A 16,352-nucleotide genomic window follows, 5' to 3' on the forward strand; every position below is an offset into this window, starting at 1 on the left:
TTGCTCCGTTCGGCGGCTTGACGGGAGGGCACTTGTCGATCGTCCACGTCACCGACTGCTTCCTGCCGCGCCTGGGCGGGATCGAGGTCCAGGTCGCCGGGCTGGCCGCGGCGCAGGCCCGGTCCGGGGCGGACGTGCACGTGGTGACGGCGACCAGGAACGCGTCACCGGGTGACGGGTACTCGGTACACCGGATCGCGGTGCGGCTGCCGTGGGACGTGCCCGTGCACCCGTGGGCGGGTTCGCGCCTCGACCGGCTGATCGCCTCGCTGTCGCCGTCGGTGGTGCACGTGCACGTCGGCGCGATCTCGCCGTTCGCGTGGTCGGGGGTGCGGTCGGCGGCCCGGCTGGGACTGCCGGCGGTGGTCGTCGTGCACAGCATGTGGGACCCGGTGGTGCAGCGGTGCTACCGGGCGCTGGACCGGCTGGCGTCGTGGAGCTCCGCGCCGGTGGCGGTCGCGGCGGTGAGCCGGGCCGCGGCGCAGCGGGTGCGGGCGGTGGCGCCGGGGCTGCCGGTGGGGGTCGTGCCGAACGGGATCGTGCCGTCGGCGTGGCGGGCGTCGGCGGCGCGGCGGCCGGACGACGCGGTGCACGTGGTGTCGGTGGGTCGGCTCGCGGCCCGCAAGGAGCCGATGGTGCTGCTGCGGGCGTTGCGCGAGGTGTCGGCCGACGTGCCGCTGCGGGCGACGGTGGCCGGGGTGGGGCCGGAGATGGCTGTCCTGCGGCGGTACGTCGAGCGGCACGGCCTGGGGTGGGTGAGCCTGCCGGGCCGGCTCGACCGGCCGGCGGTGGGTCACCTGCTGGCCGGGGCGGACGTGTTCGTGAACGCGGCGTCGCAGGAGGCGTTCGGGCTGGCGGCGCTGGAAGCGCGGACGGCGGGGGTGCCGGTGGTCGCGCGGCCGGGGACCGGGGTGGCGGACTTCGTGCGCGACGGCGTGGAAGGGCTGCTGACGCACGACCTGGCTTCGGCGATCGCCCGCCTGGCGGACGACCGGGAGGAACGCCTGCGGATCGCCGCGCACAACCGGAGCACCGAACCGACCCACTGCACGTGGCCGCGGGTCCTGACCGCCCTCCGCTCGTGCGCGTCCCGGGTGTGAGCGCTGGGTGGTGAGGGCTAGATGGTGAGGGCTAGATGGTGAGGGCTAGATGGTGAGGGCGGCCAGGTCGAGCGTGATCGGGACCGGCGCGGCGGTGATGGTCACCGGCGCTCCCGCCTCCAGGACGTTCTCCACGACGTACCTGCCCTCGGTGAGCCGGTGCGCGGTGAGCCTCAGGTCGTGGAACTTGTTCGCCTGCTCGATCGTCCACAGGAACGGAACCCCGGCTTCGGCGTAGGCGAGCGCTTTCGTCTCCCGCTCGGCGCGTTGGTTGCCGGGCGACCAGATCTCGATCGCCACGACGACCGCCTCCGGCGGGAAGATCACGCCTTCGGGCCGTTGGTTCAGGATCACCAGGTCCGGGATCAGGGCGATGCGCCACGCCGACGAGATCTTCACGTTCACCGCCGGGACGACGTAGAGCCCGGGGCGCTCAGCGGCTGCGAGGGCGACTTTAAGCGGGTGGATCAAGTTACCGGCTACGTACTGGTGCTCGCCGGAAGGTGCGGGACTCACGTGGAGGTGTCCAAAGATCAGCTCGGTGCGCGACCCGTCCTCCGCAGGAGGGAGGGCCAGCCAGTGTTCGATCGTGTGCGGGCCGATCATCGGACCCTCCGGCGGCTGAGGGTCTTCTCGCAGAGCTGCGGACACGGGTCCACCTCCTCGATCGACTCGATTATGACCCTGCCACAGCCCCACGGGGGCGACACCGCTCCTGATCAGGTGAAATGCGCGAGCGGCCCCTCGCCGGTGGAAAAGGCGAGGGGCCGCGGTGGCGCGACTGGACCGGGCGGGGCCGGTTACAGGTCGAGGGTCCAGCTGTCGATGTAGCCCGTGTCCTGGCTGTACGCGTCACGCACGCGCAGCTGCCAGGTGCCGTTGGCGTCCTCGGACGACAGGTTCACCGTGTACGTGGCGTCCACGTTGTCCGCGCTGTCCGAACCGGACTGCACCTTCAGCTGCTTGACCGCGCCGCTCGGCGTGACCAGGTCGACCACCACGTCACCCCGGTACGTGTGCTTGACGTGCACCTCGACGGTGGCCGACGCGCCGGCCTTGCCGCCGCAGTCCGTCACCGCGATCGGGCTGGACGCGGTGCCCAGGTCCGGCACGGCCACGTCGGTCGCGTTGGTCTTGGCCGGGCAGCCGCCGGGCGGCGGGGTGGACGTGCCGACCAGGCGCAGCAGCTTGTTCGGCGAGCCGGTGCCCGCGTTGCCGACCACGCCGTTCGTCGCGCCGTTGACCAGGGCGTCGCGCACCTGCGCCGGCGTGGCGGTCGGGTTCGCGGCCAGGTAGACGGCCGCCGCGCCGACGACGTGCGGCGTCGCCATGGACGTGCCGCTGATCGTGTTGGTGGCGGTGTCGTTGCTGTACCAGGCCGAGGTGATGTTGGTGCCCGGCGCGAAGATGTCCAGGCAGGTGCCGATGTTGGAGAACGACGACCGGGCGTCGGTGTTGGTCGTGGAGCCGACCGTGATCGCCTCCAGCGTGCGCGCCGGCGACACGTTGCACGCGTTCGCGCCGTTCTCGTTGCCCGCCGCGAGGCCGTAGGTCACGCCCGACGCGATGGAGTTGCGCACGGCCTGGTCGACCGTGGCGTCCGCGCCGCCGCCGAGCGACATGTTCGCGACCGCGGGCTTGACCGCGTTCGCGGTCACCCAGTCGATGCCCGCGATGACGCCCGCGTACGTGCCGGAGCCCGCGCAGTTCAGCACCCGCACGCCGACCAGCTTGGCCTTCTTCGCCACGCCGTGCTTGGTGCCGCCGACCGTGCCCGCGACGTGCGTGCCGTGGCCGTTGCAGTCGGTGGCGTCGGCGTCGTTGTCGACGGTGTCGCGACCGGTCACGGCGCGGCCGCCGAAGTCGCTGTGCGAGAACCGGATGCCCGTGTCGATGATGTAGGCGGTGACGCCCTCACCCTCGTTCGGGTAGGTGTAGGAGTTGTCCAGCGGCAGCGCGGCCTGGTCGATCCGGTCCAGGCCCCACGACGGGGTCGGCGCCTGCGTGGCGGAGATCGAGACCTCGCCGTCCTGCTGCACGTAGGCCACCGACGGGTCGGCGGCCAGCTTGCGGGCCTGCAGCTCGGTCATCGTCGCCGAGAAGCCGCGCAGCGCGCTCGTGTACGTGTGCTTGACGTTCGCCCGGTACTTGTCGCTCAGCGTGGCGACGCTGCTCGTGCTCATGTCCTTGAGCACGACGATGTAGCTGTCCTTGACCGCGTTGGGCGCGCCCAACCCGATGATCTTGGCCTCGGTGGCGGCGGAGCTGAAGGTGGTCAGTGCGGCCGTGACCGCGAACGCCGTGCCCGTGGCCAGCCCGACACCGGCCAACCGTCTCGTCCAGGACGCGCGAACGTCTGCCATAACGGGGGTCTCCTCTTCGCAGGGTGGGCGCCCGGTCGGTGTCGCCCCCGCGACCGACCGGGCACGGTGAGTTGTTCCTAGTTCGCTGCGCGGGTGGGGCGCAAGAATTTATCCGCATCAACCGGCGAACGGCTCGTCCACAGTTTTGGTCGGGCTGTGAACGAATGGATGCGGACAGTCACTGGACCGCACACAAGAAATATGCCCCCGAACATTCGTCCGGGGGCACGTCGGCGGTCGCGCGCGGGTCAGTCGCCGCGGCGGACCGCACCGAGGATCTGCTGCTCACCGGGGGTGGTGACCAGCCGCAACGGCCGCCACAGGTTCGTGCCGAGCGCGATCACCTGGTCGTCCTTGAGCGTGGTGAGCTGGTGCGCCATCTGCGGCGGCAGCCGCCAGATCTGCGACGCCAACTGGGCCTGCCCGACCGGCAGCCGTTGCAGCAGCACGAGGTCCGCGGAATTCGCGGTGGTCGCCGCCTGGGGGTGCAAATAGGGCAGCACGTACATCGTGGTCTGCCACGGCGACCGCGGCGGGAACAACTCCTGCGGCACGTGGCCGCCGTCGTGCACGACCAGCAGCGGGCTGTCCTCCGACGGGCGCGGCAGCTCGACCGGGCTCAGCCGGCGCAGCTGCACCAGCGGCGAGGGGCGGCCGTCCGCGCCCGCGCCCGCCGCGCGCACCACCGGCTGCCAGGCGGCCGGGCGACCCGTCGCGATGGTGATCCACGCGCCGGTCGCCATGGCCCGCAGCGCGATCTGCCGCGCCAGGTACAGCCCGCCGACCACGACCATGCGGGTCGGCGCGGACCGCAGCACCGAGATCGTCAGCGGCTCGCCCTGAAGGCCGGAGCCGAGCACCATGCCGCCGCGGTCGCCCGACGGGCTCACCACGTCCAGCATCTGCGGCGACACCAGGAACTCCGGCGCCACGCCCTTGCCCTGCGAGTCCAACAAGCGGGAGTTGCTCACGCCACACCTCCGAGCGGCAGCGTCGCGGCCAGCCCGGCGACCTGGAGGCCGTTCAACGGGGTCAGCGTGATGTCGAGCTTGTCGGCCAGCGCCTTGAGCCGGTCGTCGGCGCGGTTCAGCTCGGTCGGCGTCCGCGCGCTCACCCGCACCATGCCGCGCAGGCCGACCTGGCCCTGCTCGCTGCTGGGCGAGATCGTCATGGACAGCGTCGAGGACAGGGCCCGCACGCCGGTCAGCGCGTTCAGGTTGTGGCGCATGCCCTTGGACGGCCAGCCGGTGATCGCGTAGCTGGCGTGGCCGACGCCACCGGCCGTCACACCGGACCACTTCTCCCGCAACGACACCGAGTTGTTCGACCCGGCCACCGAGGTCAGCTCGGCCGCCGAGATGCCCGCGCGGATCAGCTCGTCGGGGTCGAGCGGCCGGATCGACACGCCCGTCGACTCCAGCGCGTTGCGCACGCGGGACAGGGCGCCGATCAACGCCCGGTGCGCGCCGACGACGCCGCCGCCGCGCTCCCGGATCGCCGCCGCGCACCGGCGCGGGTCCAGCCGCACCGCGATCCACGTGGTCCGGCGGGCCGCGGCGGGCAGCGGGCCGAGCACCTCCATGTAGGAGTTGAGCGCGGGCGAGTTCGACGGCAGCGCCGCGCTGCCGGGGTAGCAGTGCCAGATCACCGAGATCGCGTCGAGCACCACACCGCGGTCCTCCAACGTCGGCGCGAGCGCGCCCAGCGGCAGCGACGGCGCGCTGCCCACGGCGGTGATCAGGCCCGGCGCCGGGTCGACCAGCAGCACGGCGGTCCACGCGCCCTGGTGCCAGGCCATGCCCAGCGGCCGGCGCTCGTGGTCGACGCCCCGTGCCACCACCAGGTCCGGCACCGCGAGGCGCAGCAACGCCACGCGCGGGTCGTCCGGGCCGATGACCGAGGACTCCTCCTCCGACGGCGGTTTCATCTCCACCGGGCCGGTGCGCTTGGCCGTGCGGCCGTGCGAGCGGAAGCTGTAGCGCACCACCAGGCCGATCCACTGGGTCAGCCAGCGACCCCGCGACCTGGTGAAGGCGATGATCAGGGCGATCAGCACGATGCCGCCCGCGACGTACATCGGCACGGGGGCGACCGTGTCGCCGGTGGCGCCGACGGCGAGCAGGACCAGGCCGATGGCGACGCCGACCTCGAGCACGACCAGGTTGGCGACCGGCAGGGAGCCCAGGCTCGCGCCCGCGGTGCGGCGGCGCGCCCGGAGCAGCGCGGCGCGCACGGCGCCCCCGGCTGCCTGCGCGCGTGCCATGGCGGGGTTGGGCTGGCCCGGATGTGGGGTGGTCACGGACATCCGCTCTGGTTCTCTTTCCGTCGGCGTGCGCCGGGTGGGGACCGACCGGGTCTGACCAACCCGCACACGGACCACCCGCCGTCCGGCTATCGTGCAGACCGTACCGCGACTGGGAGAGCAGCGAGCCGAGAATGGCATCAACACCCACCACCAAGTCACAGGTCCAGGCCTACCGCTTCGTGCTGCGCAGGATGCAGTCCGCCCTGGTGCGCAGAGACGCGGTGATGCTGCACGACCCGATGCGCACGCACTCGCGCGCGACCGCGGTGGGCGTCCTGCTCGGCGTCATCGGGCTGCTCGGCTTCCTCATCTTCGGCTTCTTCTCACCGGACCCGCAGGTCGACGACCAGACGCAGATCGCCATCTCCAAGGAGACCGGCCAGGTCTACGTCGTGCACACGGTCGGCACGACCAAGACGCTGATCCCGATGACGAACCTCGCCTCCGCGCGGCTGCTGCTGCTGCAGCGGTCGAACCCGGACAAGGGCCAGGCGGCGGTCGCGGGCGGCGACGCGGCGGCGGGCCAGGTGAACGTGGGGCCGCAGGTCGCGGGCGGCGACCCGAAGCTGGTCAGCGAGAAGGCCCTGGCGAAGCTGCCCAAGGGCCGGCTGACCGGCATCCCCGACGGGCCGGACGTGCTGCCCAAGCCCGCCGACCGGGTCGGCCCGGACTGGTCGGTGTGCGACACCCTGCAGCTGGACGAGTCGCTGAACGACCCGTCCGCGCCGGGCAAGTTCACCACCACCGTCCTCGCGGGCTTCAGCGGCGGCGGCGAGCTGCTCGACGGCAACCGCGCCCTGCTGGTGCGCGCGGGCACCGACGACAAGCAGGCGTACCTGATCTACAAGGCGCCGGTGAACTCCAAGATCACCTCGACGTCCACCGTGCGCGCCAAGGTCGACCTCACCAACGCCGAGGTCCGCACGGCGCTGAACCTGAGCCAGAAGAAGCCGCGCGCGATCAGCTCCGGCCTGCTCAACGCGATCCCCGAGGCGAAGCCGTTGGTGGCCCCCGAGATCCCGGGCCGCGGCCAGAACGTGACCTACGTCCAGGGCGAGAACCTGAAGATCGGCGCCGTGATCGAGGTCCGCCGCTCCGGCGCCGACTCCGAGTTCCACGTGGCGCTCAAGGACGGCCTGCAGAAGATCAGCCGGGCCGCGGCCGACCTGCTCCGCGCGGCCTACGCGCAGGGCGCGGAGCCCAAGCTGGTCGACATCGCGCGGACCAACAGCGCGCCGACCGTCGAGCTGCTCGACTTCGCCGACTACCCGCCGGACGTGCCCGAGGTCCTGGAGCCGAACCAGAACAACCGGGTCATCTGCCTCGGCTGGCAGGCGCAGAACGTGTCCTCGGACAACAGGTCGCAGCACACCAAGGTGACCATCGCGCCGTCGCTGCCGATCCCGTCGGGCGTGGTGCCGGTGGAGATCAACCAGGTCGGCGCGACCGGCGAGGTCGTCAGCCAGTTCGTGATGGCGCCGGGCAAGTCGGCCGTGGTGCGCAGCGCGACGTCCACCCAGGACTTCGACAGCGGCCCGATCCACCTGATCACCGGCCGCGGCGTGAAGTACGGCGTCCCGGACACCACCACCAGCGGTGCGCTGGGCCTCGGCGTGGACGGGTTCTCCCCCGGACCGGAGTCGATCCTGCGGCTGCTGCCGAACGGGCCGCAGCTCAACCGCAACGACGCCTCCCGCAGCTGGGACTCGATCCCGGTGCCGAAGAACAACGGCCTGCTGCCCGAGGAGAAGGCCCAGAAGCAGGGCGGCTGAGCCGGTATTGCTGAGCCCTTTGGGGGAACCGGCGTGGGCCGGTTCCCGTCAGAGGGAGCAGGAGGTGTCCGGGTGAACGAGGTCACACGCGGGCCGGCGGGCGGCAGGCAGGTTTCGGTCGACCCGCGCTGGCTGGAGCTGTACGCGAAGCGCGTCGACGAGGCGGCCGAGGAGCTGACCCGCGCGCGGTCCGAGCTCAGGGAAGCGCCGATGCGGCCGCAGAGCTTCGGCGAGCTGGGGCGGACGCTGCGCAGCGCGGAGGCCTACGGCCGGGCCGCGGGGCTGCTCCACCAGCAGCTCGACCGGGCGTGCGAGGTGCTGACGTCCGCGGCGAAGGGCCTGCACGACGTGGCCGAGCACTACGGCGCCCAGGACGACGACGCGGTGGCGTTGATCCAGGCGGTCGACCGGCGGGCGGGGTTGAGCTGATGCGGGGCAAGGACGGCAGGCAGATCGCCGCCGAGGTGGGGCCGGAGCTCGACTACCTGTCCGGGATCAGCAGGCGGCTGGGCGTGCGCGACCTCGTGGCGGACTACTTCGCGCCGGTCCTGGGCGACTGGAACGACCTGAACGAGGAGGCCGAGCGCTGGCGCAAGGCCGGCCTCGTCGCCGAGCACGTGACGCGCGACCTGACCAAGCCGCTCGGCAAGCTCGACTCGGCGTGGCAGGGCAAGGACGCGGACGCGTTCGTGGACCACATGCAGAAGGTCGGCCTGGCCGGGCACGACATGTCCGACGCGATGCACGCGATGGCCGAGGCGCTGGACCAGACCGCCGAGGGCGTGCGCGGGATCGTGCAGGACATGTCCCGGGTGTTCGCCGAGGCGGCCGACGCGGTGTCCGGCGCGGCGGCGTTGCCGGTGGACGGCGACCGGCGCGTGGTGGAGGCGTTGGACGAGCTGCACGACCCGGCGAAGGAGCTGCACGAGTCCGTGCGGGACGTGCTGGAGGCGTTCCTGCGGCTGTGCGACGGCGTGTCCGGTTCGGACGACTTCGCCGACGTGAAGATGGAGCACAGGTACCCCGAGCAGGACTGGTCGTTCACCGCGCCGGCGAAACCGGCCGCGCCGGAGCCGGCGGCCACCCCGCCCGCCGGGACGAAGCCGGCCGCCGCCGGTGGGTCCGGTGGCGGCGGCGTGCCGGGCGGTGGTGGTGGCGTGCCCGGTGGCGGCGGCGTGCCCGGTGGTGGTGGCGTGCCCGGCGGTGGCGGCGGGGTGCCCGGTGGTGTGCCCGGCGGCGAGTCGGCGGAGCGGATGCAGCCGGGCGGGTCGACGGGCGTGGCCGAGCCGCGGCCGACGGAGTCCGCCCCACGTCCGGCGGCCGCCGCGGCGGGTGGTCCGTCCGCTCCGGCGGCGGGCGGCGCGGGGATGATGGGCGGCGGCATGATGGGCGGCATGGGCGCCGGCGGCCAGCAGGGCGGCGACAAGGATCACAAGTCGAAGGTCCAGCTGGCCGGCTCGACCGAGCAGGTCTTCGGCAAGCCCAAGAAGTCGGCCCCGCCGGTGCTCGGCGAGGACTGACGGGCCCGCGCGCGTTCTGAGCGTTCAACTCGGGTGTTCCGAACGTAGGACACGCGCGTTCTGAACGTAGGACACGCGGGAGGGCCGCTGGGCGGCCCTCCCGCACGTCGTCTAGATCACGGAGCGCTTCGGGGCCGGGAGGCGCCTGGCGCGGTTGCGGTTCACGGTGTGCACGACGAACATCGTCAGCAGGAGCAGGCCGACGCCCGCGCCCGTGCCGGACAGCGCCACGATCATCGGCGTGCTGCTCGGCGGGTTCAGCGGGCCCAGGTTGGTGATCAGCTGCTCCGGCGCCGCCTGCTTCGCGCCGGACTCCTCCAGCGGCAGCTCGGCGGTCAGCGCGGCCACCGGGTTGATCATCCCGTAGCCGATCTTGTGGTCGCGGCCGTTCGGGTTGCCCGGGTGCTGCGCGGTCGACTTGATGCGGTTCATGACCTGCCTCGCGGTCAGGTCGGGGAACCGCTCGCGCACCAGCGCGACCACGCCCGCCACGTACGGCGAGGCGAAGCTCGTGCCCTGGATCGGGACGGGCCGGCCGCTCTCGAAGTTCGCGTTCGTCAGGCCCTTGCCCGCGGGGTCGAGCGTGACGATGTTCTCGCCCGGCGCGGCCACGCTGACCCACGGGCCCCACACCGAGAACGGCGACACGCCGCCCTCCGCGTTCATCGACGCCACGGACAGCACGTCGTCGGCGTACCACGGCGGCGAGGCGACCACGTTGACCCGGTTCGGGTCCTGGCCGTCGTTCTGCCCCTGGCAGCCGCTGTCCGGGTCGATGTTGCCCGCGGCGGTCACGATGACGACGTCCTTGTCGTTCACCGCCCAGCTGATCGCGGCTTGCAGCTCGCGTTCCCCGCTGCTCGGCTCGGCCGGCGGGGCGCACGCGGTCAGCGAGATGTTGATGACCCTCGCGCCCTGGTCCACCGCCGAGACGATGGCTTTCGCCAGGGTGCCGACCTTGCCCGCGGACGGCCGGTTGTCCTGCTTCTTCGGGTCGTCGAACTTGAAGCTGTTGCTGGTCTGCCGGAACGCCAGCACGGTCGCCTCGGGCGCGGCGCCGACGAACCCGGTCGCCTCGTCGCGGCTGGCCGCCGCGACGCCCGCGACCTCGGTGCCGTGGCCGTCGCAGTCGCTGACGCCGCGCTTCTCGGTCTCCACGTAGTCACCGCCCGCCACGACCCGGCCCTGCAACCGCGGGTGGTCCTTGTTGACGCCGGTGTCGATGATGGCGAGCTTGATGTCCTTGCCGGTGGCGAACCGGTGCGCCTCTTCCAGGCGCAGCTGCATCTGGCCCCACGGCTTGTTCGGGATGGGGCGGTCGCCGGTGTTGGACGTGATGCACTGCGTCTTCGGCTGGTAGTCGACGTCCTCGACGGGCGGTTCGGGCGCGCGCAGGAACGACCGGTCCACCGGCGGCGGCTGCGAGTTCAGCCGGGCCGGCGCGGCCGGGGTCGTCGTCGACGGCTGGGCGTGCGCGCCGGGCGCGGTCACCAGGGTGACCGCCGCCGCGGTCAGGGCGGCGATCTTGCGGATGCGCATCACGGCCTCACGCGGGGATGAGCTGGCGCATGGCCACGTAGAGGTCCATCACCGCCAGCGCCAGCGGCAGCACCGCGGCGATCAGGATGGCCTCCAGCACGTCGACCGTGCGGCGCAGCACCGGGGAGAACTTCTGGTTGGGGAAGATCACGCCGAGCACCAGCGCGCCCGCGCCGACCACCACGAGGGTGCCGAACACGTACAGCAGCCGGTCGCCGGGGGTGGACTGCACCAGCCACCCGAGCAGCACGCCCGCGCCCGCGACCATGCCGCTGGCCAGCAGCGCCACCGCCTGCGCGCCGTTGGCGTAGGCCCGGCCGCGCAGCAGCAGCACCAGCGTCACCACGATCGCCAGCAGCGGGCCCCAGATGGCGCCGTCGCCCGCCGCGATCACGGCGAACAGGGCGGCGACGCCGCCACAGCCGATGATCATGCCGGTCAGGTACTCGTGCGCGTTGGCGGTGCGCCGCTCGATCACGGAGTACTCCGGGAAGCCGGTGTCCTCCTTGAGGTCCTCGGCGCTGCCCGGCACGGTCGGCAGCGGCAGCTTGGCCAGCTGGATCGTCAACCGGGGCAGCACGGACAGGGCGGCGAGCGAGACCGCCGCGGTGGCCGCCGCGATGCCCTGCACCGGGTGGTCCACGAAGATGCCGATGAGGAACGCGAGACCGCTCAGCGCGCCGGCCGTGGCGGCGGCGATGAACACCGTGATGCCGCGGCCGATCAGCATGATCGACGCCGAGGCGAAGATCAGCACCAGCACGCTGGCCAGCAGCAGGCTCGGCCGGCCGATCTCGCCGGGCACGATGTAGAGGCCCGCGACGTAGGCCATCGGGAGCCCGCCCGCCGCGGCGACCAGCACGCCCGTGCCGGTGGCGTTGTAGGACCGCGCCACGACCGCGCCCGCGACGAGCGACGCGATGGCGATCACACCCGCGCAGATCGCCGGCACGAGGTTGCCGCCGCCCGCGAGCGGTCCGGCCATCAGCACCGCGATGGCGGCCGTGACCAGCGCCAGCGCGCCCGCGAGGTGGCCGTAGCGGCGTGCCGTGTCCTTGGTCCACGGGCGGAAGCTGTCCGGGTCCGACTCGGCGATCGCGTCGACCACGTCGTCGTACAGCGGGGGCGGCGGGTTCTCGTTGCGCTTGCGCAGCTGCAGCAGCTCGCCGTCGACCACGCCGAGCGAGGCCAGCGTGCGGCTGGGGTCCAGCGGGCCCTCGCCCAGCTTGGCCAACGCCCAACCGCCGTGTCGCACGCCACCGTCCGGAGTGGCCTCCTTGGCCATGTCCAGCAGCATCGGCAGCAGGTCGGCCACCGCGACGTCGGCGGGCAGCGCGACGTCGATACGCGTTCGCGGCGCAACCACCGTCACCCGGCTGAACACCGTCGTTCCGGTCGCCACCAGCGCCCCCTAAGTCCTGATGAGTGTGTGCTGTGGTCCGTCCCGACCCTATTGGTCCGGTCGGACGCGCTTCGGCCCGCCCCTGCGGAGGAGCCGACCCAGTATGGGGGCAGTGGGCGTCGCGGCTGGGCTGTTCCGCGCAACACGTCACAACACGTTGGCCGCGGATTTGCCCGACCCCCCGTCGTGCGGGGTTCCGATGCGCCATAGTGTCGGTGCGACTGTGGCGGGCCCACACGCCCGGATCGGGATTTCGAGCGCAGTCGGGCTGAACGTTTACGGATCGACGCTGAAGAGGTGCCTGTCAGGTGAGCACGCTGCAGTTCAAGCGCACGGCACGCCTCGCCGCTCCCCGCCCGCCGGGCGGTGAGGTCCACCTCGAACCGCCGCCCGAGGTGCCGCGGGTCATCCCCGGCAACATCATGATGAAGGCGATGCCCGTCGTCATGATCGTGTCGTCCGTCGGCATGATGGTGCTGATGTTCAGCTACAGCGGGCGCAGCCCCGCTGCGATGATCATGCCCGGCATGATGCTGGTCTCGACCATCGGCATGATGGCCGGCGGCATGGGCGGCGGCAAGGGCCAGAAGAAGGCCGAGATGAACGAGGACCGCAAGGACTACCTGCGCTACCTCGGCCAGATGCGCGACCGCGCCCGCGAGGCCGCCAACGAGCAGCGCGCCGAGCGCGAGTGGGTCCACCCCGACCCGCAGATGCTGTGGTCGCTGGCCACCACCCGGCGCATGTGGGAGCGCCGGCAGAACGACCCCGACTTCTGTCACCTGCGCGCGGGCCGCGGCTCGCAGCGGCTGGCGACCCGGCTCGTGCCGCCGCAGACCGGTCCGGTCGAGGAGCTGGAGCCGATCGCGACGCTGGCGCTGCGCCGGTTCGTGCGCGCCCACTCGCTGGTGCCCGACCTGCCGATCTCCATCGCGCTGCGCGGCTTCGCCGCCGTCGGCCTGCTGGGCGAGATCGAGGAGAAGCGCGGCCTGGCCCGCGCCCTGCTGGCCCAGATGGTCACCTTCCACTCGCCGGACGACCTGCTGGTCGCCGTCGTCACCACCGGCCGCACCAAGGCCGAGTGGGAGTGGATGAAGTGGCTGCCGCACGTGCAGCACCCGGCGATCGTCGACGGCATCGGGCAGATGCGGATGATGGCGGGCTCGCTGGCCGAGGTCGAGCAGATGCTGGACGAGCAGCTGCGCGACCGGCAGCGGTTCACCCGCAACGCTCCGCCGCCCGCCGACCAGCCGCACATCGTGATCCTGATCGACGACGGCGACGTCACCCGGGAAGAGCAGATCATCCTGGAGGAGGGGCTGGTCGGCGTCACGCTGTTCGACCTGTCCGAGTCCCTGGGCAACCTCACCGCACGTCGCGGCCTGCGGCTGGTGATCGAGGACGGCAAGCTCGGCGCGCGCAGCGCCAGCGGCGTGGAGTGGTTCGGCGCGCCGGACTGGCTGAGCGTGGTCGAGGCCGAGGCGCTGGCCCGGCGGCTGTCGCCGTACCGGATCGGCGGCGTGGACGCGGGCGGCAGCGACGAGGACCCGCTGTCGATGAGCAACAACCCGCCGCTGCTGGAGTTCCTGGGCATCCCGGGCGACCCGATGACCTTCGACGTGCAGGCGGCGTGGCGGCCCCGGCCGGTGCGCGACCGCTACCGGGTGCCGTTCGGCATCGGCGAGTTCGGTCAGCAGGTCGAGCTGGACATCAAGGAAGCCGCGATGGAGGGCATGGGCCCGCACGGCCTGTGCATCGGCGCGACCGGTTCCGGCAAGTCCGAGTTCCTGCGCACGCTCGTGCTGGGCATGCTGGCGACGCACTCGTCGACCTCGCTCAACATGATCCTGGTCGACTTCAAGGGTGGCGCGACGTTCCTCGGCCTGGACAAGGCCCCGCACGTCGCCGCGACGATCACCAACCTGGCGGGCGACCTGACCCTCGTCGACCGCATGAAGGACGCCATCGCCGGCGAGGTGTCGCGGCGCCAGGAAGTGCTGGCCAAGGGCAACTACAAGAACGTGTGGGACTACGAGAAGGCGCGGGAGAACGGCGCCGACCTCGACCCGCTGCCGGCGCTGTTCATCTGCATCGACGAGTTCTCCGAGATGCTGACGGCGAAGCCGGACTTCATCGACATCTTCCTGCAGATCGGCCGCGTCGGCCGGTCGCTGCAGATGCACATGCTCCTGGCGTCGCAGCGGCTGGAAGAGGGCAAGCTGCGGGGCCTGGACACGTTCCTGTCCTACCGGATCGGTCTGAAGACGTTCTCCGCCGCCGAGTCGCGCGCCGCGATCGGCGTGCCGGACGCCTACGAGCTGCCGCCCATCCCGGGCTCGGGGTACCTGGGCGTGCAGGGCTCGCCGCTGACCCGGTTCAAGGCGCTGTATGTGTCCGGCCCCTACCGGCCGGCCGGGTTGCAGGTCGCGGGCCCGTCCGCGCCGGTGACCAGCGACAAGCGACCGCGCTACTTCGTGCCGGACTACATCGAGATCCCCAAGGAGCCGATCAAGCCGATCGAGCCCGTCAAGCAGGAGAAGAAGGAAGAGGACTCGAACGAGCCCTCGGAGCTCGAGGTCATCGTCGAGCGGCTGGTGGGCCAGGGCCCGCCGGCGCACGAGGTGTGGCTGCCCCCGCTGAACGAGCCGCCGTCGCTGGACACGCTGCTGCCGCCGTTGCAGGCGACCGAGGACCGCGGCCTGACCGCGCCCGGCTTCTTCTCCAACGGCAAGCTCCAGGTGCCGCTCGGCGTGGTCGACAAGCCGTTCGAGCAGCGGCGCGACCTGCTGTGGGCGGACTTCTCCGGCGCGGCCGGCCACGGCGCGATCGTCGGCGGTCCGCAGTCGGGCAAGTCGATGATGCTGCGCACGCTGATCACGTCCATGGCGTTGTCGCACACGCCGCAGGAAGTGCAGTTCTACTGCCTCGACCTCGGTGGCGGCACGCTGGCGTCGCTGGAGAACCTGCCGCACGTCGGCGGGTTCGCCAGCCGGTTGGACGTGGACAAGGCGCGCCGGATGGTGGCCGAGCTGTCGGGCCTGATCACCGAGCGCGAGCAGCGGTTCCGCGCGCAGGGCATCGACTCGATGGTCGAGTTCCGCAACCGCAGGCGGCGCGGCGAGATCCGCGACGACAACTTCGGCGACGCGTTCCTGGTCGTGGACGGCTGGATGAACTTCCGGCAGGAGTTCGAGGCGCTGGAGCCCGCGGTCCAGGCGCTGGCCGCGCAGGGCCTGTCCTACGGCGTGCACGTGATGGTGGCGGCGAACCGGTGGGCGGAGATCCGGCCCGCGATGAAGGACCTGCTCGGCACGCGGTTCGAGCTGCGCCTCGGTGACGTCAGCGAGTCCGAGGTGGACCGCAAGGTCGCGGTCAACGTGCCGCCGGGCCGCCCGGGTCGCGGTCTGTCGCCGCAGAAGCTGCACTTCCTGACCGCGTTGCCGCGCATCGACGCCTCGTCGGACGCGGAGAACGTGGCGGCGGGCGTGCAGGACATGATCGCCAAGGTGAGCAACGCCTGGCGGGGCCCGCGCGCGCCGCAGGTCCGCCTGCTGCCCGACCTGCTGCCCTACCACGACTTCATGGCCCAGGTGCAGCAGCAGCGGCCGAACCGGGGCCACCTGGTGCCGATCGGCGTCAACGAGGACGAGCTGGCGCCGGTGTACCTGGACTTCGACGCCGACCCGCACTTCATGGCGCTGGCCGACGGCGAGTCGGGCAAGACGAACCTGCTGCGCGCCATCGTGCGCGGGATCATGACCAGCTACACCTCGTCCGAGGCGCTGATCATGCTGGTCGACTACCGGCGCACCATGCTCGGCTACATCGAGACCGACCACCTGCTGTCCTACGCGGTGTCCTCGGCCCAGCTCACGGACATGATCAAGGACGTGCGGGGGTCGATGGCCAACCGCCTGCCCGGCCCGGACGTCACCCAGGAGCAGTTGAAGAACCGGTCCTGGTGGAAGGGCCCGGAGCTGTTCGTGGTCGTGGACGACTACGACCTGGTCGCGCCGCAGGGTTCGCAGAACCCGTTGCAGCCGCTGGCGGAGTTCATCCCGCAGGCGAAGGACGTGGGCCTGCACATCATCGCGGTGCGGCGCATGGGTGGCGCGTCGCGGGCGATGTACGACCCGATCCTGGGCAAGCTCAAGGAGATCTCGGCGCCGATCATGGTGGGTTCCGGTTCGAAGGAGGAAGGGGCGATCGTGGGCAACCTCAAGGCGTCGCCGCAGCCTCCCGGCCGGGGCACGCTGGTCACCCGCAAGCTGGGGCAGCAGCGCGTCCAGCTGGCGTGGATCGACCCGGACTGACGGGTACCGCGCACGACGGGAAGGCCTCGCTCCGGCGG

General features: G+C 72.0%; 11 protein-coding genes. 5 read left to right on the forward strand and 6 right to left on the reverse strand.

The window, feature by feature from the left end; all coding sequences use genetic code 11:
- Positions 1-32 precede the first annotated feature (32 nt).
- Positions 33-1,100 (forward strand): glycosyltransferase family 4 protein, encoded by a 1,068-nt coding sequence (locus EDD40_RS26255; protein WP_123745292.1) that lies wholly within the window; start codon positions 33-35, stop codon positions 1,098-1,100.
- Positions 1,101-1,145: 45 nt separating this feature from the next.
- Here the strand turns inward: EDD40_RS26255 and EDD40_RS26260 are convergent, their stop codons facing one another.
- From EDD40_RS26260 to eccE, 4 genes are all read right to left on the reverse strand, one after another.
- On the reverse strand, positions 1,146-1,751 hold the full coding sequence (locus tag EDD40_RS26260) for a Uma2 family endonuclease (protein ID WP_148088916.1): 606 nt from the start codon (positions 1,749-1,751) through the stop codon (positions 1,146-1,148).
- Between the two features lie 149 nt (positions 1,752-1,900).
- Positions 1,901-3,463, reverse strand: coding sequence for a S8 family peptidase (locus EDD40_RS26265; protein ID WP_123745294.1), 1,563 nt, complete (start codon positions 3,461-3,463; stop codon positions 1,901-1,903).
- Positions 3,464-3,711: 248 nt separating this feature from the next.
- Complete coding sequence (locus EDD40_RS26270; protein WP_238598838.1) at positions 3,712-4,365, reverse strand: hypothetical protein; 654 nt, start codon at positions 4,363-4,365, stop codon at positions 3,712-3,714.
- 65 nt (positions 4,366-4,430) lie between these two features.
- Positions 4,431-5,768 carry a type VII secretion protein EccE gene (eccE, locus tag EDD40_RS26275; protein WP_123745295.1) on the reverse strand — a complete coding sequence of 446 codons (1,338 nt, stop codon included), beginning with the start codon at positions 5,766-5,768 and terminating at the stop codon, positions 4,431-4,433.
- 131 nt (positions 5,769-5,899) lie between these two features.
- Here eccE and eccB point away from each other — a divergent pair, with 131 nt between their 5' ends.
- The 3 genes from eccB (at position 5,900) to EDD40_RS42730 (ending at position 9,060) form a co-directional block, all read left to right on the forward strand.
- A complete protein-coding gene (gene eccB / locus EDD40_RS26280; RefSeq protein ID WP_123745296.1) occupies positions 5,900-7,540 on the forward strand; it encodes a type VII secretion protein EccB in 1,641 nt (546 codons plus the stop codon).
- Between the two features lie 72 nt (positions 7,541-7,612).
- Entirely contained in the window at positions 7,613-7,969 is a 357-nt protein-coding gene (locus tag EDD40_RS26285) for a hypothetical protein (protein ID WP_123745297.1), read from the forward strand.
- The gene (locus EDD40_RS42730) at positions 7,969-9,060 is read left to right on the forward strand and encodes a WXG100 family type VII secretion target (protein WP_211348240.1); all 1,092 of its coding nucleotides are present in this window, start codon (positions 7,969-7,971) and stop codon (positions 9,058-9,060) included. The genes EDD40_RS26285 and EDD40_RS42730 overlap by 1 nt, the downstream gene beginning before the upstream one ends.
- A gap of 111 nt (positions 9,061-9,171) precedes the next feature.
- Here the strand turns inward: EDD40_RS42730 and mycP are convergent, their stop codons facing one another.
- Together mycP and eccD are read right to left on the reverse strand one after the other, a co-directional pair.
- Entirely contained in the window at positions 9,172-10,599 is a 1,428-nt protein-coding gene (gene mycP, locus EDD40_RS26300; RefSeq protein WP_123745298.1) for a type VII secretion-associated serine protease mycosin, read from the reverse strand.
- 7 nt (positions 10,600-10,606) lie between these two features.
- Positions 10,607-12,001, reverse strand: a complete 1,395-nt coding sequence (gene eccD, locus EDD40_RS26305) for a type VII secretion integral membrane protein EccD (protein WP_123745299.1) — start codon at positions 11,999-12,001, stop codon at positions 10,607-10,609.
- A gap of 308 nt (positions 12,002-12,309) precedes the next feature.
- On the opposite strand from eccD, the gene eccCa reads away from it, so the two are divergent.
- Complete coding sequence (gene eccCa / locus EDD40_RS26310) at positions 12,310-16,314, forward strand: type VII secretion protein EccCa (protein WP_123745300.1); 4,005 nt, start codon at positions 12,310-12,312, stop codon at positions 16,312-16,314.
- Positions 16,315-16,352 lie beyond the last annotated feature (38 nt).

The sequence above is a fragment of the Saccharothrix texasensis genome (genome assembly GCF_003752005.1).
Classification (GTDB): Bacteria; Actinomycetota; Actinomycetes; order Mycobacteriales; family Pseudonocardiaceae; genus Actinosynnema; species Actinosynnema texasense.